The organism is Tabrizicola sp., assembly GCF_041913445.1.
GTDB lineage: Bacteria > Pseudomonadota > Alphaproteobacteria > Rhodobacterales > Rhodobacteraceae > Tabrizicola.
In genome coordinates, this window is the sequence record NZ_JAYSFG010000013.1 from 1 (window position 1) to 26,807 (window position 26,807).

Genomic DNA, 26,807 nt, shown 5'->3' on the forward strand with positions numbered 1-26,807 from the left:
CATAGCGAGCGGGGTGGGGTGGGAAGCGCTACGTTCTGCAAGGTCGGCGCTACCCCCCCCCCCCCCCGCGGGAGGGCGGCCCACCCCCCCCACGTGGGGTTGTGGGGGTGTGGTGTGTGGGGGGGGGCCCCGACGCCTGCCCAAAAGCCTAACGATTCGTCAACGGCCGCGCACAACCTGTTGATTTCAAACGGCCTGAAAATCTGTCCACCGTGGACAGCCTTCAGTGCCCCGCCAGAAACTTCTCGGCATCCAGCGCCGCCATGCAGCCCATCCCGGCGCTGGTCACCGCCTGCCGGTAGATGTGGTCCGTCAGGTCCCCCGCCGCGAAGACCCCAGGGATCGCGGTCCGGGTCGATCCCGGCTCGACCACCACATAGCCCCCCGAATGCAGCGGCAGCTGGTCCTTCACCAGCTCCGACGCCGGCGCATGCCCGATCGCCACGAAGAACCCGTCGCAGGGTATCACCCCTTCCGCGCCCGTCTTCACGTTCTGGACCCGCACGCCCGTGACGCCCAGCGGCGCCTCGGTCCCCAGAATCTCGGTCACCGCGGTGTCCCAGACCACCTCGATCTTCGGGTTCTTGAACAGCCGGTCCTGCATGATCTTCTCGGCCCGGAAGCTGTCGCGGCGGTGGATCACCGTCACCTTCGAGGCGAAGTTGGTCAGAAACAGCGCCTCTTCGACGGCGGTGTTCCCGCCGCCGATCACCACGACCTCTTTCCCGCGATAGAAGAACCCGTCACAGGTCGCGCAGGCCGACACCCCGAACCCCTTGAACTTCTCCTCACTGGGCAGCCCCAGCCACTTCGCCTGCGCGCCCGTCGCCAGGATCACCGCATCCGCCGTATAGGTCGTCCCGCTGTCCGCCGTCGCGGTGAAGGGCCGCTTCGACAGGTCCAGCGCGGTGATGTAGTCCGAGATCACCTCGGCGCCCATCGCCTTGGCATGTTCCTCCATCCGCACCATCAGGTCCGGCCCCTGCACCGAATGGTCGCCGGGCCAGTTCTCGACCTCGGTCGTGATGGTCAGCTGGCCGCCGGGCTGCAGGCCCTGCACCAGGATCGGGTTCAGCATGGCCCGCGCCGAATAGACCGCCGCAGTATAACCCGCCGGGCCGGAGCCGATGATCAGAACCTTTGTATGCCGCGTCTCGCCCATGTCGTCCCCCGATAGTCAGGCCCCCGATATATCCATGCGGCGCGGCACCGGAAAGCCCCCGCATTCCGGCCATGCAGCAAACGAATGGCATCGTTTTCTTGCGCGCCGTTGAAATATTATTGCGCAAACACCGGCTCATGCTTAAGTAAGGCGCCAGAATGGAGGCACCATGGCCGCGCACAAGCTTGATCCCATCGACCGTCAGATCCTGGCCGAGCTTCAGGCCGACGGACGCATGACGAACGTCGAGCTGGCAAGCCGCGTGGGCATCTCGGCCCCGCCCTGCCTGCGCCGCGTCCGGGGGCTGGAGGAGCAGGGCTTCATCCGTGGCTACCACGCCGACATCAACGCGCGGGAACTGGGCTTCGAGGTCCAGGTCTTCGCAATGGTCCGTCTGAACTCCCAGGCCGAGGCAGACCTCGCGGCCTTCGAGGCGCGCTGCCGGGCCTGGCCGCTCGTCCGCGAATGTCACATGCTGAACGGCGAGATCGACTTCATTTTGAAATGCGTCTCGCCCGATCTTTCGACCTTCCAAAGCTTCCTGACCGAGGAACTCCTCAAGGCCGACCACGTCGCAAACGTGAAGACCAGCCTCGTCATCCGCTGTGCGAAGGACGAGCCCGGTCTGCCGTTCGATGTCCTGGAAGCGCGGCTTGCGAAGAACGCCTGAAGCTTAGCGCGAAGCGTCCGAAACCTGGCGGGTCGCGGTCTTGAGCCGCATGGCGAAGCCCTTCTGGCCGGCGGCCATCGCAGTGCGACCCGAGGTCTGGCGCGCGGTGGCGCGGGCGACGATGCGGGTGTCTTCCCCGTCGCCAACCGTTTCGAGGATCGACAGGATCCATCGGCGCTTGGTCTTCATCTGGATGATCATCGGATCCCCCGTCGCAATACAACCTTGTGGAGTATGCTTGACGGTCGATTGCGGCAAGTCTGGGGAAGCGCGGTGCAGCAATCAGGGCTTTTTCGCGCCTCTCCTAGCCAATTCAAAGCCTTATTGTTGAAATAAGCCGCCCATAATCCGCCTCTCCGGCATGCGTTGTTCTTCGGAAAGAATAAAACCGGGCCGGATCGCGGTAGGTGCAGTGTCCGGTCCATTCGGCCTGTTTCACCCCTGCGTTGCGCAGCCGGTAAAGCCCGTAGCCGGGCAGGTCGAACAGCATCCGGTCTCCCGGACCATTGGCGAAGAAGCGGGTGCTGTCCTCGTCTTCGGCGCGGAAGCGGTCGAGGAATTCCGGCCCGACTTCGTAAGCCGCCTGGCTGATCGTCGGGCCGATGACGGCGGTGATGTTCGATCGCCGCGCACCAAGCGCCTCCATCGCGTCGATGGTCGCTTCCAGCACCCCGTCCACCGCCCCGCGCCAACCGGCATGGGCGGCGCCGACGACCTTCGCGTCAGGGTCGGCGAAAAGGACGGGCTGGCAGTCGGCGGTCAGGACGGCGAGCAGGACGCCCGGCCGGTCGGTGACCAGCGCATCCGCCTCGGGCCGGATCGAGAGCGGCCCGGTCACCGGCAGCGCCTTCGCCGAATGGACCTGGTGGACGGTCACCAGCATCTCTGGCGCAACCCCCATCGCCTCGGCCACCCGGGCGCGGTTGATCGCGACGATCTCGGTCTGGTCCGAGGACCCGGTGCCGCAGTTCAGCCCCGCGAAGATGCCTGAAGACGCCCCACCCTTCCGGGTGAAGAACCCATGCCGCGCGTCAAGCGCGTCCGAGGTGATGATTTCCAGCGTCGTGGGCATCAGGCGAATCCGGGGGGCGGAGGGGCACTGGCCGAGGTCACGGCCAGCACCTTGAACAACGAACCCATGTCCGAAGGATGGGTCAAGCGGTGATGCGCCGCCCGGTGGCTTTCCAGCGCGGCACCGGAGAGGCTACGCGCCAACCTCTCGGCCCGCGCATCGATGCCAAGGCGAGCCAGAACGGCCCCCTGCTCGTCATAGGCGAAGGCGGGTGCCAGCGCGGCCAGCGGCTCGAAATCGACATGGGCGGTCAGATCGGCCTCGCCGGGATGGGCGAGCGGATCGTCCGGCGCGTGCCGGCGCAGCGCCTGAAGCGTGTCGCCCTTGGACCGCCAGCCGCCGTAGTCGATCCAGTAGGCCACGCCGCCATGCCGGGCGATCCGCGCGGAAACCTCGGCCACGGAGATCCGGGCGGGCAGGTTGTCCTCGACCAGTGCGCCCTCGGGGGCGTTGCGGAAGGCGGGGGTGTCGGGGACCTGCGACAGGGGGGCCGAAAGACCGAAGGTCAGCGCCTCGTCCCGCAGGCCGACCAGACGCTCCTGCCAGCCCTGGGGGCCGTGCTGAAACTGGCGGATGGGCAGCGCGTCCAGGAATTCGTTGGCGATCAGGAACAGCGGACCATTGGGAAGCTCGTCGATCCGGTCGGCCCAGTTGGGGGCGTGACCAGAGAGCGTGGCCGCCTGCACCTCGCGAAGCCGGGGGGATGCCTCCACCAGCACCAGCCGCGCCGCCGCATGGAAGCCGGGCACGCCACGCGTCGCGCGCAGGATGTCGGCCATCAGTGTGCCGCGACCGGGGCCAAGCTCGGCCAGGGTGAACGGCGCAGGCGCGCCACGGTCCAGCCAGGCCTGGGCGAGGGCCAGGCCCAGAAGCTCGCCGAACATCTGGCTGATCTCGGGCGCGGTGGTGAAGTCCCCGGCCGCCCCGAAGGGCTCGCGCGTGGAGTAGTAGCCATGAACGGGGTGCAGCAGGCACTCGGCCATGTAGTCGGCCACCGTGATCGGCCCGGTCTCGCGGATGCGCTCGGCCAGAAGGCGGGCGAGCGGCGTCATGCCTTCCGGGCGCGCAGGACGAACCATACCCCCGCCGCGATCATCGGCAGCGACAGAAGCTGGCCCATCGTCAGGCCGAAGTTGCCGACCTGGACCGCCCAGCCAATCGGATTGCCGGGCGAGACGAACTGCGCGTCGGGCTGGCGCACGAACTCCACCAGGAAGCGAGCGATCCCGTAGCCGGTCAGGAACACCCCCATCAGTGCGCCGGGACGCTTGAACCAGCCGCGACGGAAGGCCAACCACAGAAGCACGGCCAGCAGCAGGAAACCCTCCAGCGCGGCCTGGTAAAGCTGGCTTGGGTGGCGGGCGCAAACGCCGGCGATCCCTTCGCAGGTCTGCGCGGCGGCACCGGGGAAGATCACGCCCCAGGGCAGGTCGGTCGGCCGGCCCCAAAGCTCGGCATTGACGAAGTTCGACAGGCGCCCCAAGGCAAGGCCCAGCGGCGTCGCGACGGCCAGAAGGTCGCCCATCGACAGCATCGGGATCCCCTCGCGCCGGCAGAAGAGGATCGCGGCCACCACCACCCCGGCAAAGCCACCGTGGAAAGACATGCCGCCCTCCCAGACGAAGGGAATGCGCCAGGGTTCGGCCAGGTAGGTGCCGGGTTCGTAGAAGAGCACATAGCCCAGCCGCCCGCCCAGGATCACGCCGACCACGACCCAGGTGAAGAAGCGCTCGACCTGTTCCGAAGTGACCGGCGGCTCGCCCGCCCAGAGCGACGGGTTGCGGATGGCGCGCAGGATGATCCACCAGCCGAACAGAAGCCCGGCGATATAGGCCAGCGCGTACCAGCGCAGCGCGATCTCGCGGCCGAAGAGTTCGAACGCGAACAGGTTGGGCGAGATGTCGGGAAACGGGATCATGCGGGCCCTCGGCAGCTACGGGACCGCTTGTCGCGGGCAGGCCGCGGGATGTCAACCGCGCCTTGCCCTGACGCCGGGGCGGGGCCATATAGGGTCAAACGCCAGGAGGCCCCCATGCAGACCCGCAACAAGTTCTTCGACGACATGAGCCAGCTCATGACCAATGCGATGGGCGTGGCCCAGGGTGCCAAGACCGAGGCCGAGACGGCAATGAAAAGCTGGATCGACCGCTGGATGGCCGACCGCGACTTCGTCACGCGTGAGGAATTCGACGCCGCCCGAGCGATGGCGCAGAAGGCGCGCGAGGAGAACGCGACGCTGGAAGCCCGGATCGCAGCTCTGGAAGCGGCGCTGGCCAAGAAGAAGTGACCCGGCGCACCGCACGCCGGTGACCTGTAGCGTTCCGTCGTCAGACCCGGATCAGCCGGAACGCCGCCGAGGCGCCCCATCCCGCCAGCGCGGCCAGGACCAGCGAGACAAGCCCGTAGATCAGCGGCTGCTCGCGTGAGAGGTTGAAGACGAAGCGCTCCAGCCCCTCCTTCCGCACGCCGATCACCCGCTCCTGGCTGTCGATCACGCGCTTGTCGCGCAGCAGGAACAGCCGCACCTTGTATTCGCCCTCGGTCAGGTTCGCCGGCAGTACGACGTCGGTGCGAAAGAGCGTCTCCTCGGTCAGCTCGACCTTGCCCTCCAGCACCCGGTAGCGCCCCTCGTTCGTCCGCACCCGCAGAAGCGCCAGCACGAACTCCCCGGCCTGGTCGGCCTCGTCGGCGATGCCGATGGCGCGGATCACGCGTTCGATGGTGATGCCGTAGCGCAGGTTTTCGACGTCTGACAGGATGTGCTTCAACGGCCCCGTCGTCGCGACCGCATAGAAGCTCGGCGCGCTGTCGACCCGTACCGAGGCGTTGTTGACCCAGATCCCCGCCACCCGGTCCTTGCGCCGTACCGCCACCGGGGTCGACGGCCCCTCGACGGTGACGATGACCTCCAGCGGTCCGCCTTCGGGCGCGGGGGCGTCGCGCTTGACCGCACCATAGATCAGGATCTCGGACCCGTCGAAATCCGCCGTGATCGAGACGCGGTTCTGGCTCATCCCGGCGACGATCACCTCCTGCGCGGCGGCGGGCAGGGCGAGAGCCAGCAGGAGGGCCAGCGCGCGGATCATGGCAGCACCCCCGCGACCGAGTAAAGCTCGGACGGCCGCACCAGAAGGTCCACCGCGATGCGGATCGAAACCGTCAGGACCAGAAGCGACAACAGGATCCGCAGCTGTTCCGCCTTCAGCCTGACGCCCACCCGGGTACCAAGCTGCGCGCCGACGACCCCCCCCAGGATAAGGAGCAGCGCCAGCATCATGTCGACGGTCTGGCTGTTCACTGCATGCATCACCGTGGTGAAGCCAGTGACGAAGATGATCTGGAACAGCGAGGTCCCGATCACGACCTTCGTGGGCATCCCCAGAAGATAGATCATCGCCGGCACCAGGATGAAGCCGCCGCCGACGCCCATGATCGCCGACAGAAAGCCCACCGACGCCCCGATCAGGGCCGGGGGGATGACACTGATGTAAAGCCCGCTCGCCCGGAACTTCATCTTGAACGGAAGCCCGTGGACCCAGGAATGCACATGCGCCCGCCGGATCGGGGCACCGCCGGGTTTCCGCGCCCGCAAGAGGCTCCGCAGGCTTTCCTGGAACATCATCGCGCCGATCAGGCCCAGGAAGATCACGTAGGACAGCTGGACGAAAAGGTCGATCTGCCCGAGCCGCGTCATCAGGGCAAAGACCCAGACGCCAATGGCCGACCCCACAAGCCCGCCCACCAGAAGGACGCTGCCCATCGTGAAATCGACGCCCTTGCGCTTGAGCTGTGCCAGCACGCCCGAGATCGACGAGGCGACGACCTGGTTCGCTCCGGTCGCCACCGCGACGGCTGGTGGGACGCCGATGAAGAACAGAAGCGGCGTGATCAGGAACCCGCCGCCCACTCCGAACATGCCGGACAGGAAGCCCACGATCCCGCCCAGCCCCAGGATGAGGAAGGCATTGACCGACACCTCGGCGATGGGAAGGTAAAGCTGCATCGAGGCGGCCAGTCAGGAAGCGAAAGCGCAGGAGTCTTCAAACGGTTGCGCGCCTTTGCCAGGGATGTCAAATCCCGATTCGCTTACCGTCGCTGTCGCAGGAATTCCCTTAGGATCCGTTCCAGTTTTGCCGCACCCAGGGGGGCCATCGCCTTGGTGTGCTCGTGGCTGATCTTCTCGTCCGACATCCCCGCGGCCATGTTGGTAATGGTCGAGATGGCGGCGACTTTCAGCCCCAGGAATCGCGCGAGGATCACCTCGGGCACGGTGGACATGCCCACGGCGTCGCCGCCCAGAAGCTTCAGCATCCGGATTTCCGCCGGGGTCTCAAAAGACGGGCCGGAATACCAGCAGTAGACGCCTTCGGGCAGGTCGATCCCCTCGGCCTGGGCAGCGGCCTTCAGCGCGGCGCGCAAGCTGGGGTCGTGGGCATCGGTCATCGGGACGAACCGCGCATCCGTCTTCTCGCCGATCAGCGGGTTCAGTCCGGAATAGTTGATGTGGTCCGACAGCAGCATCACGTTGCCCGGGGGAATGTCCGGCCGCATGGACCCCGCCGCGTTGGTCAGGATCAGGCTTTCGGCCCCCAGCGCCTTCAGCACCTGCAGGGGCAAAAGCATCGCCCGGGGATTGCCGGATTCGTAATAGTGCTCGCGTGCTCCGAAGACGGCCACGCGGACGCCCTCCAGCGTGCCGATATGCAGGTTAGGATTGTGGCCTGAAACGCCGACATGCGGGAAGCCGGGCAGGTCGGCATAGGGGATCGCCACGCCATCGACCGCATGGGCGAGATGGCCGAGGCCAGACCCCAGGATCAGCCCCACGGCCACCGGCGCGTCCCCGGCGCGGGCTCGGATCAGGGCGGACAGTTGGGTTGCATCGGTCATGGTGTCACTTCAAAGGGGCTGGAGGATCGATGCGGGAGACTTCGTACACGATCAGGCGCAGCCGGGAGCCGTCGAGTTCTACCTCCGCCTTCCCGTCCATCGCGCACGGGGATCCGCCGCCGAACATGGCGAAAACGCAGCCCTCCAGCGCCTTTCTGGCCGTGCGGCCCGCGTCGAAGATCACCGGATAGACGTTCCCTTCGGCATTCCGGAAGGACAGGGCCTCGTCACCGCCAATGTCGAGACCGGACCCGATGTGACCGGTGATTCCGACCTCGCGCCCGGTCAGACCCGTGCGAAGTTCGCCCAGCGTTTCGGCACCGACTGGGGCGCCGTTCAGAGCGAGGAGAAATGCGAGAAATCTTGTTGGCACCTCTCACCGCTCCTTCACGTAAGGCTCGCCGCCCGCGCGGGGCGGGATGGCCTTGCCGATGAAGCCAGCCAGCACGATCACGGTCAGGATGTAGGGCAGGGCGTCCAGGAATGGCACCGGAACCTTGACCTGCACCACTGCCTCGACCACGTCGGGCCGCAGGGCAAGCGCCTGGAAGAAGCCGAACAGCAGGCAGGCATACATCGCCTGGACAGGCCGCCATTTGGCGAAGATCAGCGCCGCCAGCGCGATATAGCCGCGCCCGGCCGTCATCTCCTTGCCAAAGCCCGCCTGCAGCGCCGTCGCCATGTAGGCCCCGGCAAGGCCGCAGAGGATCCCGGTAATCATCACCGCCGAGAACCTCAGCCCCTTCACGCTGACCCCTGCCGTATCCACGGCCGCCGGGTTCTCGCCCACCGCCCTCAGCCGCAGGCCATAGCGGGTGCGGTAAAGCACCCACCAGGTCAGGGCCACGATGGCGAAGGCCGCGTAGACCAGGATCGAATGGCCCGAGATGACCTCGTGGTAGAATGGCCCGATGATAGGCACTTCCCGCAGCGCGTCCGCAAAGGGCAGGTCGATCGGGTTGAAGCGGGCGGCACCCTCCAGCGGCGGGGTGCGGCCGCCTTGGCCGAACAGCGACTGCGCCACCAGCACCGTCATCCCCGAGGCGAGGAAGTTCAGCGCCACCCCGGCGATCAGCTGGTTGCCGCGGAAGGTGATCGAGGTCACCCCGTGGATCAGGGCGAAGATCAGCGACCCCGCGATGCCGGCAATCGCGCCGACCCAGGCGTTGCCGGTGTAGAAGGCCACCGCGCCCGCGCACATCGCGGCGGTCAGCATCTTGCCCTCAAGCCCGATGTCAAAGACGCCCGAGCGTTCGGAGTAGAGGCCCGCAAGGCAGGCCAGCAGCAGCGGCGTCGCGAGCCGCAGCGTGGAGTCGAGGATCTGCAGAAGCGTGCCGTAATCCATCACGCGGCCTCCAGTCTGCGGGCGCGGAAAACCGCGAAAATGCGCACCAAGAGCATCCGAACCATCATGTCCAGCGCGCCGGTGAACAGGATCACCAGCCCCTGCACCACGGTCCGCAGCTCAATCGGGATCTTCGTCCAGAGACCAAGCTCCGCCCCGCCCTGGAACAGGAAGCCAAACAGCAGCGCCGCCAGCACCACGCCCACCGGATGGTTCCGCCCCATCAGCGCCACGGCGATGCCGATGAACCCCGCGCCGGAGGCGGAGTTCCCCAGAAGCCGTTCCGCCTCACCCATCACGTTGTTGATCGCCATCAGGCCCGCAAGGCCCCCGGAAATCAGCATCGCGATCATGATGATCTTCGTCGGGTTGATCCCGGCATAGCGCGCGGCGGGTTCCGACTTGCCGAAAGCGCGGATCTGGTAGCCCAGCCGCGTCTGCCAGAGGAGGAGCCACACCACCACCGCCATCGCCAGCGCGATGAAGAAGGTGACGTTGGCGGGCACTCCGCTGGTGAAGATCAGGTTCAGGCCCGGGATTTCGTTGAAACTCGGCAGATGTGTAGCTTCGGGGAAGTTGGCCGTGGCCGGGTCCATCTTGCCCGGCGGGCGCAGCACATCGACCAGCATGAAGATCATCAGGCTGGCGGCGATGTAGTTGAACATGATCGTGGTGATCACGATATGGCTGCCGCGCTTCGCCTGCAGATAGGCCGGGATCGCCGCCCAGGCCGCCCCGAACAGCGCCGCCCCGCAGGCTGCCGCGACCAGCGCAATCGTCCAGTGCGGCCAGGGGATGAACAGAAGCGCCAGCGCGACGCCCAGGCCCCCCAATTGCGCCTGCCCCTCACCGCCGATGTTGAAGAGGCCCGCATGGAAGGCCACCGTCACGGCCAACCCGGTGAAGATGAAGCTCGTGGCATAATACAGCGTATAGCCCCAGCCATAGGCGTTCATCACGCTGCCCTGGACCATCACCGTGATCGCCTCCCACGGGTCTTGCCCGATGGCGATGATGACCAGCGCCGAGATGATCGCGGCGAGCGTCAGCGAGACAAGGGGCACAAGGGCCACATCGGCCCAGCGTGGCAAGCGGTCCATCAGGCGGCCCTCCCAATTCCTTCGGGGTTTGCCCCCCCACCCCAGCCCTCCCCCACGCCGGGGGGAGGGAGGTACCCGGCCGGCCCGTCGGACTTTCCACGCAACGGTGCGGAAATAGCGCCTCCCCTCCCCCGACGTGGGGAGGGGATGGGGGTGGGGGGCTGGTCCAGGCTCATGCCGCTTCCCCTTTCCCGGTCACCCCGGCCATCATCAGGCCAAGCTCACGCTCGTCGGTCTTTTCCGGGTCGCGGAAGCCCATGATCTTGCCGTCGAACATCACCGCGATGCGGTCGGACAGGCTCATGATCTCGTCCAGTTCGACGCTGACCAGCAGGATCGCCGCGCCCGCATCGCGCAGCGCGATGATCTGGTTGTGGATGAACTCGATCGCGCCGATGTCCACGCCGCGCGTCGGCTGGCCGACAAGCAGCAGCGCCGGGTTCTGCTCCATCTCGCGCGCCACCACGATCTTCTGCTGGTTCCCGCCCGAGAACGACTTGGCCGCCAGCGTCGGGATCGGAGGCCGCACGTCGAACTTGGCCATCTTCTTCTCGGTGTCGGCGCGGATCGCGTCGTTGTCCATGAACAGCGCGTTCTTCTGGTAGTCCGGATCGTTGAAATAGCCGAAGGCCACGTTTTCCCAGGCCGTGAAGTCCAGGATCAGGCCATAGTGGTGCCGGTCCTCGGGCACATGGGCAATGCCGGAAGCGCGGCGGCTCTGACCGTCCGACCCCGCGCCGGACAGCGGCAAGGGTGCGCCCTTCAGCGTGGCCGTCCCGGTGGCCGGCTGCATCCCTCCCAGCGCGGCCAGAAGTTCGGACTGGCCGTTCCCCGCGACGCCGGCGATCCCCAGGATCTCGCCCGCGCGGATGTCGAAACTGACGCCCTTCAGCCGTTCCACCTTGTGCTCGTCGCGGACCCGCAGATCCTTGACCGACAGGACCACGTCACCTGGCTTGGCCGGGGCCTTCTCGACCTCCAGGAGCACCTTGCGGCCCACCATCAGCTCGGCCAGCTGCTCCGGGCTGGTCTCGGCGGTCTTGACCGTGGCGACCATCGTGCCACGACGCATGACGCTGACGTTGTCGGTGGCCTCCATGATCTCGCGCAGCTTGTGGGTGATCAGGATGACCGTCTTCCCCTGCTCCTTCAGCCCCTTCAGGATGCGGAACAGGTGGTCGGCCTCATCGGGGGTCAGAACGCCCGTGGGTTCGTCCAGGATCAGGATGTCGGCCTGCCGGTAAAGTGCCTTCAGGATTTCCACCCGCTGCTGGTGACCGACCGAGAGGTCCTCGATCAGCGCGTCGGGGTCGACCTCCAGGTCATAGTCCCGCGCCAGCCGCTCAAGCTCCTTCCGCGCCTTGGACAAGGAGGTGTTCAGCATCTGGCCTTCCTCGGCGCCAAGGATGATGTTCTCCAGCACGGTGAAGTTCTGCACCAGTTTGAAATGCTGGAAGACCATCCCGATGCCGGCGCGGATCGCGCTCTGGCTGTCAGGGATCGCAGTCAGCCGGCCGTCGACCAGGATCTCGCCCGCATCGGCCTTGTAGAACCCGTACAGGATCGACATCAGGGTGGACTTGCCCGCGCCGTTCTCGCCGATGATCCCGTGGATCGTGCCCTTCGGCACCGCGATGTTGATGTCCTTGTTCGCCTGGACCGGACCGAAGGCCTTTGAAATGCCTTTCAGCTCGATGGCGTAGGCCGCATCAGCCCCGTTCTGGATTGCCATGTCTACCCCCTGTCGCGGGACCCTGCCGCTTGTCACGCGGCTTCTGGACCCACCCCTTGCAAAGATGCCGCGCCAAGCGATTGGCGCGGCATCATCCCTATCAGGTTGTCAGCCGATCAGAACGTGGCGGCCGGGCAGGTGTTGTCCGACATGTAGTCGTGGACCACGAGCTCGCCCGACTTGATCTTGGCGGCGGCCTCGTCGACCTTGGCCTGCATTTCGGGCGTGACGAGCGAGGCGTTGTTCTCGTCCATCGCATAGCCCACGCCGTCGTTCGCCAGACCCATGACGTTGATGCCGGGGGTCAGGTTCTCGCCTTCCTTGAAGGCCTCGTAGACGGCATTGTCCACGCGCTTCAGCATCGAGGTCAGCACGGAGCCGGGGTGCAAATGGTTCTGGTTCTTGTCGACGCCAATGGACAAAATGCCCTCATCTGCTGCGGCTTGCAGCACGCCAACTCCCGTGTTTCCGGCAGCGGCATAGATCACGTCTGCGCCCTGTGCCTTCTGTCCCTTAGCGAGTTCCGCACCCTTTACAGGGTCATTCCAAGCGGCAGGGGTTGAACCGGTGAAATTGTTGATGATGGTTGCATCGGGTTTAACCGCCTTCACTCCTTGGGCGTAACCACAGCCAAACTTGCGGATCAGCGGGATGTCCATGCCGCCGATGAAGCCGACAGTGCCGGTCTTGGTGGCAAGACCCGCCATCATGCCAACCAGATAGGACCCTTCATGCTCGCTATAGACGACCGACTTCACGTTCGGCTGTTCCACGACCATGTCGATGATCGCGAACTTGGTATCCGGAAAGTCGGGAGCGACTTTGTTCAGCACGTCGCCGAAGGCGAAGCCGGTCATGACGACGGGGTTGGCGCCCGCTTCGGCCAGGCGACGCAGCGCCTGCTCACGCTGGGCCTCGTCCTGCATTTCCAGTTCCTTGAACGTCCCGCCGGTTTCCTCGGCCCAACGGGTCGCACCGTTGAAGGCGGCCTCGTTGAAGGATTTGTCGAACTTGCCGCCAAGGTCGAAGATGATCGCAGGTTCCGCCGACGCGACGCCCGCGAAAAGGGCAAATGCGCAGGTGGCCCCGGCAAGGGATTTCATAAGAGTCATGGGTTATCTCCCGGTTGATAAAGACCCTGCCGCCCTGTCCGCCGGTCATCCCGGTCGCGGGCGGTTACATGACCTGATTAGTGGCGAAGGCCGCATGGGGGTCAAGCCGGATTCTGTTCCGCCCTTGCGGCAACTTGACCCTTTGGTCAAACTTTTTCACTGCGACGGTGCGGCTGCCAGTTCCCGCGCCAGAACCAGCGCATCGGTGCGGCTGCCGTCCTGCCCAAGGTAGTAGCCCCGCCTGCGACCGGCCGCGGCAAAGCCCGCTGATTCGTAAAGTGCAATGGCCGGGTCATTGTCCGCGCGGACCTCCAGGAAGGCCCGAACGGCCCCCCGAAGCTGCGCCTGGTAAAGAAACCGGGCGACCAGCTTGCGCCCAAGACCCAGCCGACGCGCCTCGGGGGCGACGGCAAGGGTCAGAAGCTCCGCCTCCCCGGCAACGGCGCGGCCCAGAAGGAACCCGGCATCGCCCTCGACCAGCAGGAAGACCAGTGGATCGGACAGGAGGCCGGCGAAGTCCGCAGCGCTCCACGGTGGCGGCGCGCGGAAGCATCGGGCGTGGAGCGCGGCAAGCGCCTCGGGCGTCACGGCAGGATCACCGGCGGCGGATCCGAGGGCGGGGCGGCATCTGCCCCGCGCAGGTAGAACGGGGCCGGGCGGGGCTGCGGCGTTCCCGCCCGGTCCGCGCCGATGCGCGCGATGGCTTCGGCGAGCGGCACGGCCGGGGGCAGGGCCGCATCGCCCGCGGCCGAGCCGGTGGCCGCGCAGGCCGGGACGACGCGATCCGCCAGATGCGCCGTACCGGGACCCTGGTGCGTGAAAAGCTGGACATAGACCTGCCCGCGCTTGGCGTCCTCGATCACCACCAGGGGCCGTGGCAACCCGTAGGCCAGGGCCTCAAGCCGCGTGACACCCACCGCCGGGATGCCCAGGCCCAAGGCCAGCCCCCGCGCTGCCGCCACCGAGATCCGGACGCCGGTGAAGTTCCCCGGCCCCGTCCCCACCGCCAGCGCCTTCAGATCAGCCCAGCCGATGCCGCCCTCGGCGAGCAGCTCTTCCAGAAGCGGGATCAGTCGCTCGGCCTGGCCCTTCTCCATCTGCTCGACCCGCTGGATCACGCGGCCGGGCAGAAGCAAAGCGGCCGCGCAATGCGCGGCCGAAGTGTCGAAGGCCAGGATCGGCAGCAGCACGAAAGATCAGGCCGCGACGGGCCGGACTTCCAGCACTTCCGGGATGTAGTGCCGCAGAAGGTTCTCGATCCCCATCTTCAAGGTCAGGGTCGAGGACGGGCAGCCCGCGCAGGCGCCCTGCATGTGCAGGTAGACGACCCCACGGTCGAAACCGTGGAACGTGATGTCGCCGCCATCCTGAGCCACGGCGGGCCGGACGCGGGTGTCCAGAAGCTCCTTTATCTGGCGGACGATGTCGCCATCTTCGCCGGTGTGCTCGGCATGGCCGCCACCCGTTGCGCCCTCGCCCTCGATCACCGGCGCGCCCGACTGGTAATGCTCCATGATCGCGCCCAGGATCTGCGGCTTGATATGGGCCCAGTCGACGTCGTCGGCCTTGGTGACGGTGACGAAATCGGTGCCGAAGAAGACGCCGGTCACGCCGCCCGCCGCGAAGATGCGCTTGGCCAGCGGCGACTTGGCCGCGGCCTCGGCCGAGGGGAAATCGGCGGTGCCAAGCTCCAGCACGGTCTGGCCGGGCAGGAATTTCAGCGTCGCGGGGTTCGGCGTGGATTCGGTCTGGATGAACATCTGAAGTCTCCGACTATTCCACTCGGATATGCGCCTTCGGGGCGACGACGTCAAGTCTGGAACGGTTCTAAACTGGGCGCGGAAGGAGGGTGGGCGAAACCGCCCACCTTACGGTCAGGCGCGGTCGGACCCCCAGTAGGCGTACATCTGCTCCAGCGCCGTCAGCGGACGCAGACGCGGGGCAGGGGAGGCCGGCTCGGCCTGGAAATAGGGCTCGATCGGGCCGGAAGATTGCGGCTTGCGGTTCAGGAACGGATGCACGGACATGGATCTGGGGCCTTTCGGAAGAAGTCCTCCCGACCCCCAAGATAGAGGCGACCGCAGCCCGCCCCAACGCCTATAGCCGCATGGCGGCAATGCAGCCGCAGCATGGGCTACCAGATCAGGACGACGGCCGCATAGGTCAAGAGGACCCCGATGGTGCAGGCCACCGCCAGCGAACCAAGGTCCTTGGCTTCCTTGGCAAACTGCGACCACCCCGGCGACAGATGATCGACCAGCACCTCGAGCGCGGTGTTCAGCGCCTCGACCGCGATCAGCGCCAGACCCAGCGCCAGCAGCCCCAGAAGCTCGGGGACCGAAGCCCCGAAAACCACCAGCACGACCAGTAGCCCCGCGATCAGCGCCAACTCCTGCCGGAAAGCGCTTTCCCGCGACAGGCGCTGCAATCCGCCCAGCGAATAGCCCGCGGCGGCGAAGAAATGCGCTACCCCCGACTTGCGCGGCGGTTTTTCCTGCACCGTCATCCTCAGCCCGTCGCCGTCTGACGGCAGGTCCCCGCCAGGTCCAGCGTCGCATCCACCGCCGTCGTCGTCACATCCACCATTCCCAGCACCGTCGAGAACATGTTGTCATGGCTGACCGGGTCTGCCGCCCTGGCTCTCAGGCAGTCCCGGTCAAGGCCCAGACTGGCACGGAACCGCTCCGACATCCAGAACAGCATCGGGACATGCGTCTGCTCGCGCGGGGCCATGAAGTCCGGGGCGCCGTGCAGGTAGATGCCGTTCTCGCCAAGGCTTTCGCCATGGTCCGAGGCGTAGAACATCGCCGGGATCACCCGGTCCTGCGCGTCGAGCCGGTCGATGATCGTGGCCAGCATGAGATCGGTGAACGCGATGGTATTGTCATAGGCGTTGACGATCTCTTCGTCGGAGCAGTCGCCCAGCTGCGGGGTCTTGCAGGCCGGCGCGAAAACCTCGCGCTCCGCCGGGTAACGCAGATAGTAGCTTGGTCCGTGGCTGCCGATCTGGTGCAGCACGATCACGGTGTTGCGGGTGATCGTCGCGGCCTTTTCCTCCAGTCCCTTCAGGAAGACCTCGTCGGTGCATTCCGGATCGCAGAACTCTGGCCCGTCCGCCGCGACCATCTTGCGCGCAGTAAGCCGCGTGGCGATGTCCTTGTCGCCGGTGTTGTTGTCCCACCATTCGACGTCGAAGCCAGCGCGGGCCAGCACATCCAGCAGGTTCTCGTTCTCGAGCCCGCCCTGATAGGAGTATTCGGCCTTCGTCAGCGGCGAGAACATGCAGGGCAGCGAGGTCGCCGTGGCCGTGCCGCAGCTTGTGGTGTCGGTGAAATAGACGATGTCCCGCTTGGCCAGCTCGGGGTTCGTCGGGCGCGCGTAGCCGCCCAGCGACCAGTTCGCCGCGCGCGAGGTCTCGCCCGCGACGATCACCATCAGCACCGGCTTGTCCACGGCGGCAAGGAACCTGCCCGGCGCAGCGTCGGTGCCGGTCGGGGTCACGACGATCGTCGTCGATTTCAGCATCATCTTCGCATAGCGCAGCCCGCCCGCGATCGGTGCCAGCGGCTGGACCGAGGCCAGAAGCTCTTTCTGCTCACGGAAGACCGGCATGAAGGTCTGCAGGTCGATGTAAAGAAGGCCGACCACCAGCGCGACGGAACCGACGATGGACAGGGCCCAGACGCCGATGCCCCGCAAGAGGCTCTGCCGGCGAACCCGCACCCAAAGCACCAGCACCGAGGGCAGAAGGCCGTAGAGCCCCATATGCGTCAGGAAATCGGCGGTGATCAGGTGACGCGATTCCGCGAAGGTCGTCGTCATCGCGTTCTGGATCATCTCGCGGTCGACGATCACGCCCAGCTTGTCGGCATAGTACGAGCTTGCGGCCGCGATCATCAGAAGGGCGACCAGCGCCGGCTTTTGCACCCATCGCACCGCAAGCAGCGAGACCACCAGGAACAGAAGCGCAAAGATCGCCCCGGCGCAGACGATGCCCAGAAGCATACGGCCTTCGAAGATGCGCAGAAGGTGCCCCCAGAAGGTGGCGTTGCACAGCGCGAAGAGGAAGGTCGTCACCGCCAGGTTCAGCACCAGAGGGGTCAGGCCCGGGCGGCTGCTGCTCGGCGGGGTGGTCGGTGTGTCGGTCATGAGAAGGTCCGTGTCGCACCGGACGGGCGCGGCCCGGCCCCGCCCACATATACGTGCGGCACAGGTCTGGCTGTAAGCAGCGGCTTAATGCGGTCAGGCTCAGCCTGCGCGTGCCGGCACCCGGGCCGGGCTTGCGGCGATCAGGTAATGCTCTCCAGCCGTTCCTTGGACATGTCGCCGGGGACGATCGTGATCGGGATCGGCAGGTTGCCCGAGTTCCGGCTCAGCGCCGTAACCAGGGGTCCTGGGCCGGACTTGTCGGTGCCCGCGCCCAGGACGAGGACGCCGATCTCCGGATCCTGGTTCACCTGGGCCAGGATCTCGACCACCGGGTCGCCCTCGCGGATCACGAGTTCCGGGTTCACCCCCTGCTTGTCGCGCATCCATTTGGCGAAGACCTCGAAATGCGCCTCGATCCGTTCGCGCGCCTCGGCCCGCATCAGGTCGGCCACGCCCACCCAGGTCTGGAACTCGTCCGGCGGGACGATGGACAGGATCGTGACCCCGCCCCCGGTATGGGCCGCCCGCAGCGCCGCGAAGCGCATCGCGTTCAGGCATTCGCGGCTGTCGTCCAGCACGACCAGGAATTTCCGCATGTCTCTCCCCTTTGGTCGCGCAATATCGCCCGGCCCGCACCGGGAAGGCAAGCCTCACGCAAGCGCTGCGACCTTCGGACTGTTCCGGTGCATCAGCACGCTTCGCACGGCGAAGAGGACCATCATCGCCGCCCAAAGCCCGTGGTTTCCCAAGGGCCAGGTGACCCCCAGCGCCACCACGTAGGCCCCCGCCGCGATCAGCATCAGCCGCCGCATCTCCTGCGTCAGAAGCGCGCCGATATAGATGCCGTCATAGGCCCAGGCCAGCGCGCCGAAGATCGGGGCCGCGACGATCCAGGGCAGGTAATGCCGCGCCTCGGCCCTCACGTCGGGGGCCGTCGCCATCAGGTCGATCAGCCAGGGCCCCGCCAGCCAGAAGCCAAGCCCCAGGACCACCCCGCTCCAGAACGTCCACATCAGCGCCAGCCGCACCGCCTGCCGCACCTCCCGCGCGGCCTTCGCCCCGATGGCCTGGCCGACCAGAGTCTCGGCGGCGAAGGCGAACCCGTCCAGCGCATAGGACAGGATCCCCAGGAACTGCAGCAGCACCTGGTTCGCCGCCAGCGTGACGTCCCCGTGCCGCGCGCCCAGGAAGACGAAGGCGGTGAAGCACAGCTGCAAGGCCACGGACCGGATCATGATGTCCCGGTTCACCGCGAACATCCTGACCAGCGCCACCCGGTCCCCCAGTCGCCCCCAGGCCGCCGCCAGCACCGGGCCGAAGGCGTCGCGGCAGAACCACAGGCCAAAGGCCAGCCCCGTCCACTCGGCAATCAGCGTCGCCGCCGCCACCCCCGGGACCCCCCACCCAAGGCCCAGCACGAACCACAGGTCAAGAAGGATGTTCACGCCGTTGATCCAGAGCTGCAGCAGGAAAACCGCCCGCGTCCGCTCTACCCCCACCAGCCAGCCGGTGACGGCATACAGCGCGATGGTCGCAGGCGCGCCCCAGATGCGGATCGCGAGATACTGCCGGGTCAGGCTCTCGACCTCCGCACTCGCCGGGGCCAGCGTGAAGGCCCCCGCCACCAGCGCCAGCTGCAAGAGGATCAGCGCCAACCCCGCGCCAAGCCCCACGATCAGCGCCCGCATCAGGACCGCCGCCCGTTCCGCCCCGTCGCCCGCGCCTTGCGCCTGTGCGGCCAGCCCGCTCGTCCCCATCCGCAGGAAGCCGAAGACCCAGTAGACCGTCGCCAGGATCACCGCGCCCAGGCCCACCGCCCCAATGGGAGCCGCCTGCCCAAGCTGTCCCACCACGCCCGTATCCACCGCGCCCAGAAGCGGCACCGTGGCATTCGACAAGACGATCGGCCCGGCGATCCGCCACATCCGGGCGTGGGTGACCTCGGTCATTCCGCCTTGACCGGCGGCATCAGGAAATGGCCCGTCGCCTGCGCGAAAAGCCGCGCGCGGTTGTCCTGCCAGGCCTCGACATGCACCGACGCATAGCGCCGCCCCGACCGGTTCACCCGCGCCCGGGCATAGGCGTCCCGCGGCAACCCTGCGCGCAGGTAGTCCACGGTGAAATCGATGGTCTTCGGCAACTTCAAGGGACCTTCGGGTAGCGCCCCCTCGCTTTCCACCCCGTCCCAGAGCGTCGACCACGACAACTCGATCAGCGCTGCGATCTCCAGGAAGGCCGCCGTCGCCCCGCCGTGCAGCGCGGGCAGCCGGGGGTTCCCGATCAGGTCGTCGCGGAACGGCAGAACCGCCGTCAGCTCATCCCCCCGCCGGTCGAACTGGACACCCAGGAACTGGATGTAGGGCACGCCCTCGACCAGGCTCCGCAACAGCGCCTCGCGCCGCCGCTTGATGACATGCACGGGTTCCGGCGCCTTCATCCCTTGCGCTCCACCGTGAAGGCGCCGGTCGCCATCGCCACCGGACGGCTTTCGTCGTCGTCCGTGGCAACAGCCCGCACAAAGGCCACCGACCGGGTGACATGGTGACACTCGGCCCGAGCCCGGATCGTCTGCCCCGCCGTCGCAGGCCGCATGTAGTCGATCCGAAGATCCAGCGTCGCCGTGGAAAACCCCGCCTGCGGATGGCTCATCACCGCCGCGCCGCAGGCCGTGTCCATCAGCGCCGAGACCGCGCCCCCGTGGATCACCCCGGTCGACGGATCCCCGATCAGCCGGACGTCATAGGGCATCGAGATCGTGGCCACGCCCACGTGGATCGATTCCAGCCGCATTCCAAGGGCATGGCTGTGCGGCAGGGCCTGGATGAACTGTCGGGCGATGGTCTCGATATCGGGCATGGGGCCTCCGGACCTGCATCAAACCGCCGGTGCCGGGGGAAGGCAACCCCCGACCCTGTTGCACCAATCCCGGCTCAACCCTAGTCTGCCCGCGGGAGGTGCCGCGCATGACCGAGACCCGCCTCAGCTTCAAGGAGATGTGCGCCAGGTTCGACGTGACCCCGCGCACGCTGCGCTATTACGAATACATCGAGCTTCTGGCGCCCGAGCGGGAAGGCCGGTCCCGCTTCTACGGCCCGCGCGAGGTGGCGCGGATGAAGCTGATCCTGCGTGGGCGCAGGTTCGGCTTCTCGCTCGAGGAGATCCGCCAGTGGCTGCTGATTTATGGCAAGAAGGGCGAACGACCGCAGCTTGAGGCCTGGCTGCAGCTTGCCGACCGCCAGCTTGTCGCGCTGGACAAGCAGAAGGCCGAACTTGACGCCTCGATCGCGGACCTCCGCGCGCTGCGCGAGACGGCGGTGGCCGAGCTGGACAAGCTTTAGCGGACGGCCCGCTGGGGTCGGGCCGTCCACCTTGGGTCAGTGCGCCAGGAAAACCGGCACTTCCGACTTTTCCAGCATGTCGCGGGTCGCTCCGCCCAGGATCGCCTCGCGGAACCGGCTGTGGCCGTAGGCGCCCATGACCAGCATGTCCGCATCGACATCCCGTGCCTGGCGCGCAAGGACGTCCGAGATGCGGGGCAGGGTGCGGGCCAGGACCGAGACCTCGGCCTTCACGCCGTGGCGGACCAGAAGCTGGCAGAGAAGCCCGCCGGGGTCCGACCGTTCCGGCCCGTGGGACGGCGGGTCGATGACCACGATCTGCACCATGTCGGCGCGCTTCAGGAAGGGCATTGCCCGGCGCGCGGCGACCAGCGACTCTCGGCTCTGGTTCCAGGCCAGGATGATCCGCTTCGGCTGCGGCGTGCGCATCCCCGACGATGGAACGATCAGGACCGGGGCCATTCCCTCGAAAAGCGCGGCTTCGGTCACCGCCTCATCCTCGACACCGCGCGACTTGCCATAGGGCAAGGGCAGGACCACCAGGTCGGAATACCGGGCGCGCGCTGCGACGACATCGGTCAGTGCGCCTAGCTGCGTCACCACCGATTCCACCGACGACCGCAAGGCCGAGGTCTGGGCACCGATGGCCGCGTTCAGCGCCGCTTCGGCCTCGCGGGCCTCGGCTTCGGCGCGGTCCATCGCGGCGGCGATCACCACCGCGCCCGAGCCCACATAGGAATAGCCGATCTGGGTGCGATCCACTCCAAGGGCCAGCGCGTCCAGATGCGCGTCCATCGCCTGCGCGATTCCGGCGGCCGCAGTGACGGTCTCAAGCACGCCCTCGGTCGAGGCGGCAACGGTCAATAGGGATTTGTAGGCCATGGGGGTCTCCCTTGAAGCTGATGGCCCATCATGCGCCCCCGGCACTCCCGCGCCTTGACCGAGGTCAAAGCCCCCCTGGACAACGGTTGACCCAGATCAAGGCGGGAAAGCCCGCTGCGCCGCAGAAGTCACCCTGTCGAAAGCTGCGGCTGTCCCCCCGAATCGTCCTGGGGGCCTGACCGCCAAGACAGGACGAAGGGACGCTAACCATGTGGGATTACCTTAAACTGGCAGGGCTTGGCCTCGTCGCGGTCTGTGCCGCGATCGCGGCCAACTACGCCCATGACCTGGCGTATCAGGTCAACGCGATTACCGTGATGCTTGCCGCGGGCATCGCCTTTCTCTGGGTGGTTCGGACGGCGGGAGATCCGAAGCCGAACCTTCAGCATGAATATTTCGACGGCGTGGTGCGCGCCGGCGCGATTGCCACCGCCTTCTGGGGGGCCGTTGGCTTCCTCGTCGGGGTCGTCATCGCGCTGCAGCTTGCCTTCCCGCAGCTGAACTTCGAATTCCTGCAGGGCTACGGCAACTTCGGTCGCCTGCGTCCCCTGCACACCAGCGCGGTGATCTTCGCCTTTGGCGGCAACGCGCTGATCATGTCGTCCTTCTACATCGTCCAGCGCACCAGCGCGGCACGCCTTTTCGGCGGCTCCTTGGGCTGGTTCGTGTTCTGGGGCTGGCAGCTGGTGATCGTGCTGGCCGCGACCGGCTATGTCCTCGGCGCAAGCCAGGGCAAGGAATATGCCGAACCCGTCTGGTACGTCGACATCCTGATCACCGTGGTCTGGGTCGCCTTCCTGATCGCCTTCATGGGCACCCTCTTCAAGCGGAAAGAGCCCCACATCTACGTGGCGAACTGGTTCCTTCTCTCGATGATCCTGACCGTGGCGATGCTTCACCTGGTGAACAACGCCGCGATCCCGGTGTCGATCTTCGGCTCGGCCCAGGTCCAGCTCTACTCGGGCGTGCAGGACGCGATGGTGCAGTGGTGGTACGGCCACAACGCCGTGGGCTTCTTCCTGACCGCAGGCTTCCTGGGGATGATGTACTACTTCGTCCCGAAACAGGCAGAACGTCCCGTCTTCAGCTACAAGCTGTCGATCATCCACTTCTGGGCGCTGATCTTCCTCTACATCTGGGCGGGTCCGCACCACCTGCACTACACCGCGCTGCCGGACTGGGCCTCGACCCTGGGCATGGTCTTCTCGGTGATCCTGTGGATGCCTTCCTGGGGCGGGATGATCAACGGTCTGATGACCCTGTCCGGCGCCTGGGACAAGCTGAGGACCGACCCGATCATCCGGATGATGGTCGTCTCCATCGGCTTCTACGGCATGTCGACCTTCGAAGGCCCGATGATGTCGATCAAGGCCGTCAACTCGCTGAGCCACTACACCGACTGGACCATCGGCCACGTCCACTCCGGCGCCTTGGGCTGGAACGGCATGATCACCTTCGGCGTCCTCTACTACCTGGTCCCGCGCCTTTGGAACCGCGAGGGGCTCTACTCCCTCAAACTCGTCAGCTGGCACTTCTGGCTCGCGACCATCGGGATCGTCCTCTACGCCTCGGCCATGTGGGTCACGGGCATCATGGAAGGCCTGATGTGGCGTGAAGTCGACGCGAACGGCTTCCTCGTGAACGCCTTCGCCGACACGGTGGCCGCGAAGTTCCCGATGTACGTGGTGCGGGCTGCCGGTGGCGGGCTGTTCCTGACGGGCGCGCTGATCATGTGCTGGAACCTCTGGATGACCGTCCGGGCGCAACCCGCCCGGGCCACCCAGAACTCTGCCGTTCCGGCTGAATAAGGACCAAGACAATGGCTTTTCTCGACAAGCACAAGGTCATCGAGACCAACGCGACGCTGCTGATGATCCTCAGCCTCCTCGTCGTGACCATCGGCGGGATCGTGCAGATCGTTCCCCTGTTCTACCTGGAAAACACCATCGAGAAGGTGGAGGGCGTCCGCCCCTACACCCCCCTCGAACTCGCCGGCCGGAACATCTACATCCGCGAAGGCTGCTACGGCTGCCATAGCCAGATGATCCGCCCGATGCGGGACGAGGTCGAACGCTACGGCCACTACTCCCTCGCGGCGGAATCCATGTACGACCGGCCCTTCCAGTGGGGCTCCAAGCGCACCGGCCCGGACCTCGCCCGCGTCGGCGGCCGCTACTCGGACGAATGGCACCAGGACCACTTCACCAACGCCAAGTCCGTCGTCCCGGAATCGGTGATGCCGCCCTACGGCTTCCTTGCGAACAACATCATCGACGGGAAGTACATCCAGGACGTCGTCGCGACGAACCGGATGACCGGCGTGCCCTACACCGACGAGATGGTGGAAAGCGCCCTTGCCGACTTCACCGCGCAGGCCGACCCGCTGGGAGACGCCTCGGGACTTGAAGAACGCTACGGCGAGACCGCCTTCGGCACCCCGGTCAACGTCCGCAACTTCGACGGCCAGCCCGAACTGACCGAGATGGACGCGCTCATCGCCTACATGCAGGTCCTGGGCACGATGGTCGACTTCTCGACCTACACCCCCGTGGCGAACCGCTAAGGAGACAAAGATGGAAACCTATTCCTTCCTCCGGCACATCGCGGACAGCTGGTTCCTCCTGGCCATGACGCTTGGGTTCCTCGGGCTCTGCCTCTGGGCCTTCCGTCCGGGCTCGCGCGCCGAGCACCAGGAAATCGCCACCTCGATCTTCCGCAACGACGACCGTCCTGCGGCAGATCGCCCTGCCCACTCGCGCAAGGAGGCCTGAGTCATGGCCAAGCCAATCAAGAAAGAACAGCGGCAGGTGGAAACGACCGGCCATTCCTGGGACGGGATCGAGGAATACAACAACCCGCTCCCGCGCTGGTGGGTCTGGGTGTTCTACGCCACCATCGTCTGGGGCATCGGCTACACCATCGCCTACCCGGCCTGGCCGCTGATCACCCAGGCGACGCCCGGCCTTCTGGCCGCCTCGACCCGCGCCGACGTCGCGGTCGAGATCGCGGCGGTGGATGCGGCCAATGCTCCGATCAAGGAAAAGCTCGTGGCCGCCGACCTGACGGCCATCGGCGCCGACCCGGATCTGGCGAACTATGCCGAGCGCGCCGGGGCCGCCGTCTTCAAGACCAACTGCGCGCAATGCCACGGCTCGGGCGCGGCGGGGGTTGAAGGCAAGGGCTACCCGAACCTTCTCGACGACGACTGGCTCTGGGGTGGCACGATGGAGGACATCCATCTGACCATCACCCATGGCATCCGCAACACCACCGATCCGGACGCCCGCTATTCGCAGATGCCGGCCTTCGGGACGGACGGTATCTTGGACGAAACCCAGATCGCCCAGGTGGCGGAACATGTCCTGGCCATCTCGGGGCAAGAGCACGACGCAGCGCTGGCGGCAGACGGGGCAACCCTCTTCGCCGACAACTGCGCCGCCTGTCACATGGAAGACGGCTCGGGCGACCGCACGCAGGGCGCGCCCAAGCTGACCGACGCGATCTGGCTTTATGGCGGGTCGCGCGAAAAGATCATCGAGACGGTGACCAAGGCCCGCTTCGGCGTCATGCCGAACTGGAACGAACGCCTGTCCGAAGACGAAATCCGCGCTGTGGCCTACTACGTCCACAGTCGCGGCGGCGGGGAATGACGTCCCCGGTTCCCTTGAACCTGAAAGGGGCCTTCGGGCCCCTTCTTTTTTGTCGGCTGCGGGTCCGTGGCATCTGCTGGAACCCGCTTTTCCTGCCCGCGTTGCTCCCGGCCCGTGGAGCATCAGATGGATCAGATAACTCCCTTCGACCTTGAACGCATGATCTTCGGGACTCACCCGGCGCTCTTCTACCTCGAGATCGCGGTCCGGGTGGTCATCATCTGGCTCTGGACCGTCGTGCTCTTGCGCTGGGTCGGTGGTCGCGGCATCTCGCAGATGTCCGTTGTCGAGTTCCTTCTGGTCATCGCCCTGGGCTCGGCGGTGGGCGACGCGATGTTCTATCCGGACGTGCCGCTCCTCCAGGCAATGCTGGTGATCCTGTTGGTCGTCCTTGCGGACAAGGGCATCGACATCGCCTTCCGCAAGTGGAGCCGGGCCAAGCGTCTCGTCGACGGCACGCCGACCGAGGTGCTGCGGGACGGACACCTTCGACAGGCGGGCCTTGCATCGCAGGGCATCGGTCCAACCGAGGTCAAGGAACACCTGCGGATGAAGGGGATCCGGAACCTCGGCCAGGTCGAATATGCCTTCATGGAGCCGTCCGGGGAGCTGTCGGTCTTCCCCTTTCCCCAAGCCCGCCCGGGCCTTCCCATCGTTCCTCCGCAGGAACTTGCCCCTCCTGCGGCATTGAATGCGGCTTCGGTGACCTGCTGCGCAAACTGTGGCCTGATCCGCGACCCGTCAGAGCGCACATGCCCGGAATGCCACGCCACCGAACTGGCGGCCGCCCGAAAGGAAGATGACGGCGCACCACCCGAACAGTGACCCAGGCACCTAGCCCATTGCGCTGCCGCGGACCGCGCGATCCTTGGCGCGGCGGCGGTCCACGCCATTGACCCAGACCACAAGCGCAATGCCCGCGCTGATGTAGACGGCCCCCGCGATCAGCACCACCTCGCCCGGCAGGGGGCCGATGTCTGCCCGGTTGACGAACTCCGAAAAGGACGGGACCGCGACGGGATGCACGATCAGCTTCCCCGCATAGGCCAGGCTCTGGATCAGCAGAATCCACAGGTAATTCGCCCTGACCCGCCGCGCGACGGCGATGGGCAGGCTGATGTGATACTTCGGATTGCGATAGTCCTCGGCCAGGGTCGAGCGCCATTCCTGCCCGATCTCGACCTCGCTGTCTGTCAGCATCGGGACGTAGAAATGCCGCTCGATCCACCGCGCCCGCGCGCGCCAGACATTGAAGAACCGGTAGCGCCGTGCCTCCAGCGTCAGGAACAGCAGGATCAGCACGCCCACAAGAAGAAGCGGCAGGGGAGAGGCATCGGGCGCGGAATAGGTCAGCGACAGCGCCACCCCCAGTGTGACCACGGCCCAATTCGTCGTGGTGTCCAGCCGAGTGCGCCAGACCGTGCTGCGATAGACCTCGCCCCGGTAAAGATGCGCCAGAGCGCCCAGTTCTGCCGCCGACAGCTCTTCGACCTTGCGCGGTTGGGTCGGTGTCTCCTCCATCCGCTGCAAACCCCGGTCGAAGGGCACGGTTCCACGCTGTGGATGGTGCCGCGCGGGCGGTGCATGTGATGGGTTTCTAGAAGGCCAACGCCAGCCAGTGCAATCAGCGGACCGACGCGAACCGTGCTGGCCGCTTGAATCTGGCCCCGCTCCCGATCACGAAACAGCGAGTTCGCGCTGCAAT

At 66.4% G+C, this 26,807-nt stretch carries 33 protein-coding genes; 8 read left to right on the forward strand and 25 right to left on the reverse strand.

The features are described from left to right. Positions 1 to 223 precede the first annotated feature (223 nt). Entirely contained in the window at positions 224 to 1,162 is a 939-nt protein-coding gene (trxB, locus tag ACE3Q6_RS14570; protein ID WP_374433783.1) for a thioredoxin-disulfide reductase, read from the reverse strand. Between the two features lie 169 nt (positions 1,163 to 1,331). On the opposite strand from trxB, the gene ACE3Q6_RS14575 reads away from it, so the two are divergent. Further along, complete coding sequence (locus ACE3Q6_RS14575; RefSeq protein ID WP_374433786.1) at positions 1,332 to 1,832, forward strand: Lrp/AsnC family transcriptional regulator; 501 nt, start codon at positions 1,332 to 1,334, stop codon at positions 1,830 to 1,832. Between the two features lie 3 nt (positions 1,833 to 1,835). Here ACE3Q6_RS14575 and ACE3Q6_RS14580 read toward each other — a convergent pair whose 3' ends face one another. The 4 genes from ACE3Q6_RS14580 to lgt all read right to left on the reverse strand — a co-directional run bounded on the left by ACE3Q6_RS14580 (position 1,836) and on the right by lgt (position 4,822). Further along, positions 1,836 to 2,033, reverse strand: a complete 198-nt coding sequence (locus ACE3Q6_RS14580; RefSeq protein ID WP_374433788.1) for a hypothetical protein — start codon at positions 2,031 to 2,033, stop codon at positions 1,836 to 1,838. A 112-nt stretch (positions 2,034 to 2,145) separates the two neighbouring features. Continuing rightward, the gene (gene pgeF, locus ACE3Q6_RS14585; RefSeq protein ID WP_374433791.1) at positions 2,146 to 2,904 is read right to left on the reverse strand and encodes a peptidoglycan editing factor PgeF; all 759 of its coding nucleotides are present in this window, start codon (positions 2,902 to 2,904) and stop codon (positions 2,146 to 2,148) included. Continuing rightward, on the reverse strand, positions 2,904 to 3,956 hold the full coding sequence (locus ACE3Q6_RS14590; RefSeq protein WP_374433793.1) for a class I SAM-dependent methyltransferase: 1,053 nt from the start codon (positions 3,954 to 3,956) through the stop codon (positions 2,904 to 2,906). The genes pgeF and ACE3Q6_RS14590 overlap by 1 nt, the downstream gene beginning before the upstream one ends. Beyond that, entirely contained in the window at positions 3,953 to 4,822 is an 870-nt protein-coding gene (gene lgt, locus ACE3Q6_RS14595) for a prolipoprotein diacylglyceryl transferase (RefSeq protein ID WP_374433796.1), read from the reverse strand. The genes ACE3Q6_RS14590 and lgt overlap by 4 nt, the downstream gene beginning before the upstream one ends. Positions 4,823 to 4,936: 114 nt before the next feature. On the opposite strand from lgt, the gene ACE3Q6_RS14600 reads away from it, so the two are divergent. Then, on the forward strand, positions 4,937 to 5,191 hold the full coding sequence (locus ACE3Q6_RS14600; protein ID WP_374433798.1) for an accessory factor UbiK family protein: 255 nt from the start codon (positions 4,937 to 4,939) through the stop codon (positions 5,189 to 5,191). 40 nt (positions 5,192 to 5,231) lie between these two features. Here the strand turns inward: ACE3Q6_RS14600 and ACE3Q6_RS14605 are convergent, their stop codons facing one another. The 18 genes from ACE3Q6_RS14605 to ACE3Q6_RS14690 form a co-directional block, all read right to left on the reverse strand. Continuing rightward, the gene (locus tag ACE3Q6_RS14605; RefSeq protein ID WP_374433800.1) at positions 5,232 to 5,990 is read right to left on the reverse strand and encodes a TIGR02186 family protein; all 759 of its coding nucleotides are present in this window, start codon (positions 5,988 to 5,990) and stop codon (positions 5,232 to 5,234) included. Further along, a complete protein-coding gene (locus ACE3Q6_RS14610) occupies positions 5,987 to 6,907 on the reverse strand; it encodes a sulfite exporter TauE/SafE family protein (protein WP_374433802.1) in 921 nt (306 codons plus the stop codon). The genes ACE3Q6_RS14605 and ACE3Q6_RS14610 overlap by 4 nt, the downstream gene beginning before the upstream one ends. An 83-nt stretch (positions 6,908 to 6,990) precedes the next feature. Then, positions 6,991 to 7,794, reverse strand: coding sequence for a purine-nucleoside phosphorylase (locus ACE3Q6_RS14615; RefSeq protein ID WP_374433804.1), 804 nt, complete (start codon positions 7,792 to 7,794; stop codon positions 6,991 to 6,993). 4 nt (positions 7,795 to 7,798) lie between these two features. Continuing rightward, entirely contained in the window at positions 7,799 to 8,167 is a 369-nt protein-coding gene (locus ACE3Q6_RS14620; RefSeq protein WP_374433806.1) for a hypothetical protein, read from the reverse strand. A gap of 3 nt (positions 8,168 to 8,170) precedes the next feature. After that, positions 8,171 to 9,139, reverse strand: coding sequence for an ABC transporter permease (locus tag ACE3Q6_RS14625; protein ID WP_374433809.1), 969 nt, complete (start codon positions 9,137 to 9,139; stop codon positions 8,171 to 8,173). Continuing rightward, a complete protein-coding gene (locus tag ACE3Q6_RS14630) occupies positions 9,139 to 10,239 on the reverse strand; it encodes an ABC transporter permease (protein WP_374433811.1) in 1,101 nt (366 codons plus the stop codon). The genes ACE3Q6_RS14625 and ACE3Q6_RS14630 overlap by 1 nt, the downstream gene beginning before the upstream one ends. Positions 10,240 to 10,411: 172 nt before the next feature. After that, positions 10,412 to 11,971, reverse strand: coding sequence for an ABC transporter ATP-binding protein (locus tag ACE3Q6_RS14635; protein WP_374433813.1), 1,560 nt, complete (start codon positions 11,969 to 11,971; stop codon positions 10,412 to 10,414). A gap of 116 nt (positions 11,972 to 12,087) precedes the next feature. Continuing rightward, positions 12,088 to 13,083, reverse strand: a complete 996-nt coding sequence (locus ACE3Q6_RS14640; RefSeq protein WP_374433815.1) for a BMP family protein — start codon at positions 13,081 to 13,083, stop codon at positions 12,088 to 12,090. A 156-nt stretch (positions 13,084 to 13,239) separates the two neighbouring features. Further along, positions 13,240 to 13,671, reverse strand: coding sequence for a GNAT family N-acetyltransferase (locus ACE3Q6_RS14645; RefSeq protein WP_374433818.1), 432 nt, complete (start codon positions 13,669 to 13,671; stop codon positions 13,240 to 13,242). After that, a complete protein-coding gene (gene tsaB / locus ACE3Q6_RS14650; protein ID WP_374434069.1) occupies positions 13,668 to 14,270 on the reverse strand; it encodes a tRNA (adenosine(37)-N6)-threonylcarbamoyltransferase complex dimerization subunit type 1 TsaB in 603 nt (200 codons plus the stop codon). Before tsaB ends, ACE3Q6_RS14645 begins: the two co-directional genes overlap by 4 nt. Before the next feature lie 9 nt (positions 14,271 to 14,279). Further along, the gene (locus ACE3Q6_RS14655) at positions 14,280 to 14,843 is read right to left on the reverse strand and encodes a NifU family protein (RefSeq protein WP_374433820.1); all 564 of its coding nucleotides are present in this window, start codon (positions 14,841 to 14,843) and stop codon (positions 14,280 to 14,282) included. 114 nt (positions 14,844 to 14,957) lie between these two features. Further along, complete coding sequence (locus ACE3Q6_RS14660; RefSeq protein WP_374433822.1) at positions 14,958 to 15,110, reverse strand: hypothetical protein; 153 nt, start codon at positions 15,108 to 15,110, stop codon at positions 14,958 to 14,960. Between the two features lie 107 nt (positions 15,111 to 15,217). Further along, positions 15,218 to 15,589, reverse strand: coding sequence for a diacylglycerol kinase (locus ACE3Q6_RS14665; RefSeq protein WP_374433824.1), 372 nt, complete (start codon positions 15,587 to 15,589; stop codon positions 15,218 to 15,220). 2 nt (positions 15,590 to 15,591) lie between these two features. Continuing rightward, the gene (locus ACE3Q6_RS14670) at positions 15,592 to 17,232 is read right to left on the reverse strand and encodes a phosphoethanolamine transferase (protein ID WP_374433826.1); all 1,641 of its coding nucleotides are present in this window, start codon (positions 17,230 to 17,232) and stop codon (positions 15,592 to 15,594) included. A 140-nt stretch (positions 17,233 to 17,372) separates the two neighbouring features. Continuing rightward, positions 17,373 to 17,828 carry a universal stress protein gene (locus ACE3Q6_RS14675; RefSeq protein ID WP_374433828.1) on the reverse strand — a complete coding sequence of 152 codons (456 nt, stop codon included), beginning with the start codon at positions 17,826 to 17,828 and terminating at the stop codon, positions 17,373 to 17,375. Positions 17,829 to 17,882: 54 nt separating this feature from the next. Continuing rightward, the gene (locus tag ACE3Q6_RS14680; protein ID WP_374433831.1) at positions 17,883 to 19,181 is read right to left on the reverse strand and encodes an MATE family efflux transporter; all 1,299 of its coding nucleotides are present in this window, start codon (positions 19,179 to 19,181) and stop codon (positions 17,883 to 17,885) included. Then, positions 19,178 to 19,669, reverse strand: coding sequence for a PaaI family thioesterase (locus ACE3Q6_RS14685; RefSeq protein ID WP_374433833.1), 492 nt, complete (start codon positions 19,667 to 19,669; stop codon positions 19,178 to 19,180). Before ACE3Q6_RS14685 ends, ACE3Q6_RS14680 begins: the two co-directional genes overlap by 4 nt. Continuing rightward, a complete protein-coding gene (locus ACE3Q6_RS14690) occupies positions 19,666 to 20,088 on the reverse strand; it encodes a PaaI family thioesterase (protein WP_374433835.1) in 423 nt (140 codons plus the stop codon). The genes ACE3Q6_RS14685 and ACE3Q6_RS14690 overlap by 4 nt, the downstream gene beginning before the upstream one ends. 107 nt (positions 20,089 to 20,195) lie before the next feature. Between ACE3Q6_RS14690 and ACE3Q6_RS14695 the strand changes: the two genes are divergently transcribed. Then, entirely contained in the window at positions 20,196 to 20,570 is a 375-nt protein-coding gene (locus ACE3Q6_RS14695; protein ID WP_374433837.1) for a MerR family DNA-binding transcriptional regulator, read from the forward strand. A gap of 36 nt (positions 20,571 to 20,606) precedes the next feature. Here the strand turns inward: ACE3Q6_RS14695 and ACE3Q6_RS14700 are convergent, their stop codons facing one another. Next, positions 20,607 to 21,452 carry a universal stress protein gene (locus ACE3Q6_RS14700; protein ID WP_374433839.1) on the reverse strand — a complete coding sequence of 282 codons (846 nt, stop codon included), beginning with the start codon at positions 21,450 to 21,452 and terminating at the stop codon, positions 20,607 to 20,609. Between the two features lie 209 nt (positions 21,453 to 21,661). Here ACE3Q6_RS14700 and ccoN point away from each other — a divergent pair, with 209 nt between their 5' ends. The 5 genes from ccoN (at position 21,662) to ACE3Q6_RS14725 (ending at position 25,927) form a co-directional block, all read left to right on the forward strand. Then, a complete protein-coding gene (ccoN, locus tag ACE3Q6_RS14705) occupies positions 21,662 to 23,260 on the forward strand; it encodes a cytochrome-c oxidase, cbb3-type subunit I (protein ID WP_374433842.1) in 1,599 nt (532 codons plus the stop codon). Between the two features lie 11 nt (positions 23,261 to 23,271). After that, complete coding sequence (ccoO, locus tag ACE3Q6_RS14710) at positions 23,272 to 24,015, forward strand: cytochrome-c oxidase, cbb3-type subunit II (RefSeq protein WP_374433844.1); 744 nt, start codon at positions 23,272 to 23,274, stop codon at positions 24,013 to 24,015. Between the two features lie 10 nt (positions 24,016 to 24,025). Then, positions 24,026 to 24,223, forward strand: coding sequence for a cbb3-type cytochrome c oxidase subunit 3 (locus ACE3Q6_RS14715; RefSeq protein ID WP_374433846.1), 198 nt, complete (start codon positions 24,026 to 24,028; stop codon positions 24,221 to 24,223). A gap of 3 nt (positions 24,224 to 24,226) precedes the next feature. Next, a complete protein-coding gene (gene ccoP / locus ACE3Q6_RS14720) occupies positions 24,227 to 25,102 on the forward strand; it encodes a cytochrome-c oxidase, cbb3-type subunit III (RefSeq protein ID WP_374433850.1) in 876 nt (291 codons plus the stop codon). 126 nt (positions 25,103 to 25,228) lie between these two features. Continuing rightward, complete coding sequence (locus ACE3Q6_RS14725; protein WP_374433852.1) at positions 25,229 to 25,927, forward strand: DUF421 domain-containing protein; 699 nt, start codon at positions 25,229 to 25,231, stop codon at positions 25,925 to 25,927. 9 nt (positions 25,928 to 25,936) lie between these two features. Here ACE3Q6_RS14725 and ACE3Q6_RS14730 read toward each other — a convergent pair whose 3' ends face one another. Continuing rightward, a complete protein-coding gene (locus tag ACE3Q6_RS14730) occupies positions 25,937 to 26,623 on the reverse strand; it encodes a DUF2270 domain-containing protein (RefSeq protein WP_374433855.1) in 687 nt (228 codons plus the stop codon). Positions 26,624 to 26,807 lie beyond the last annotated feature (184 nt).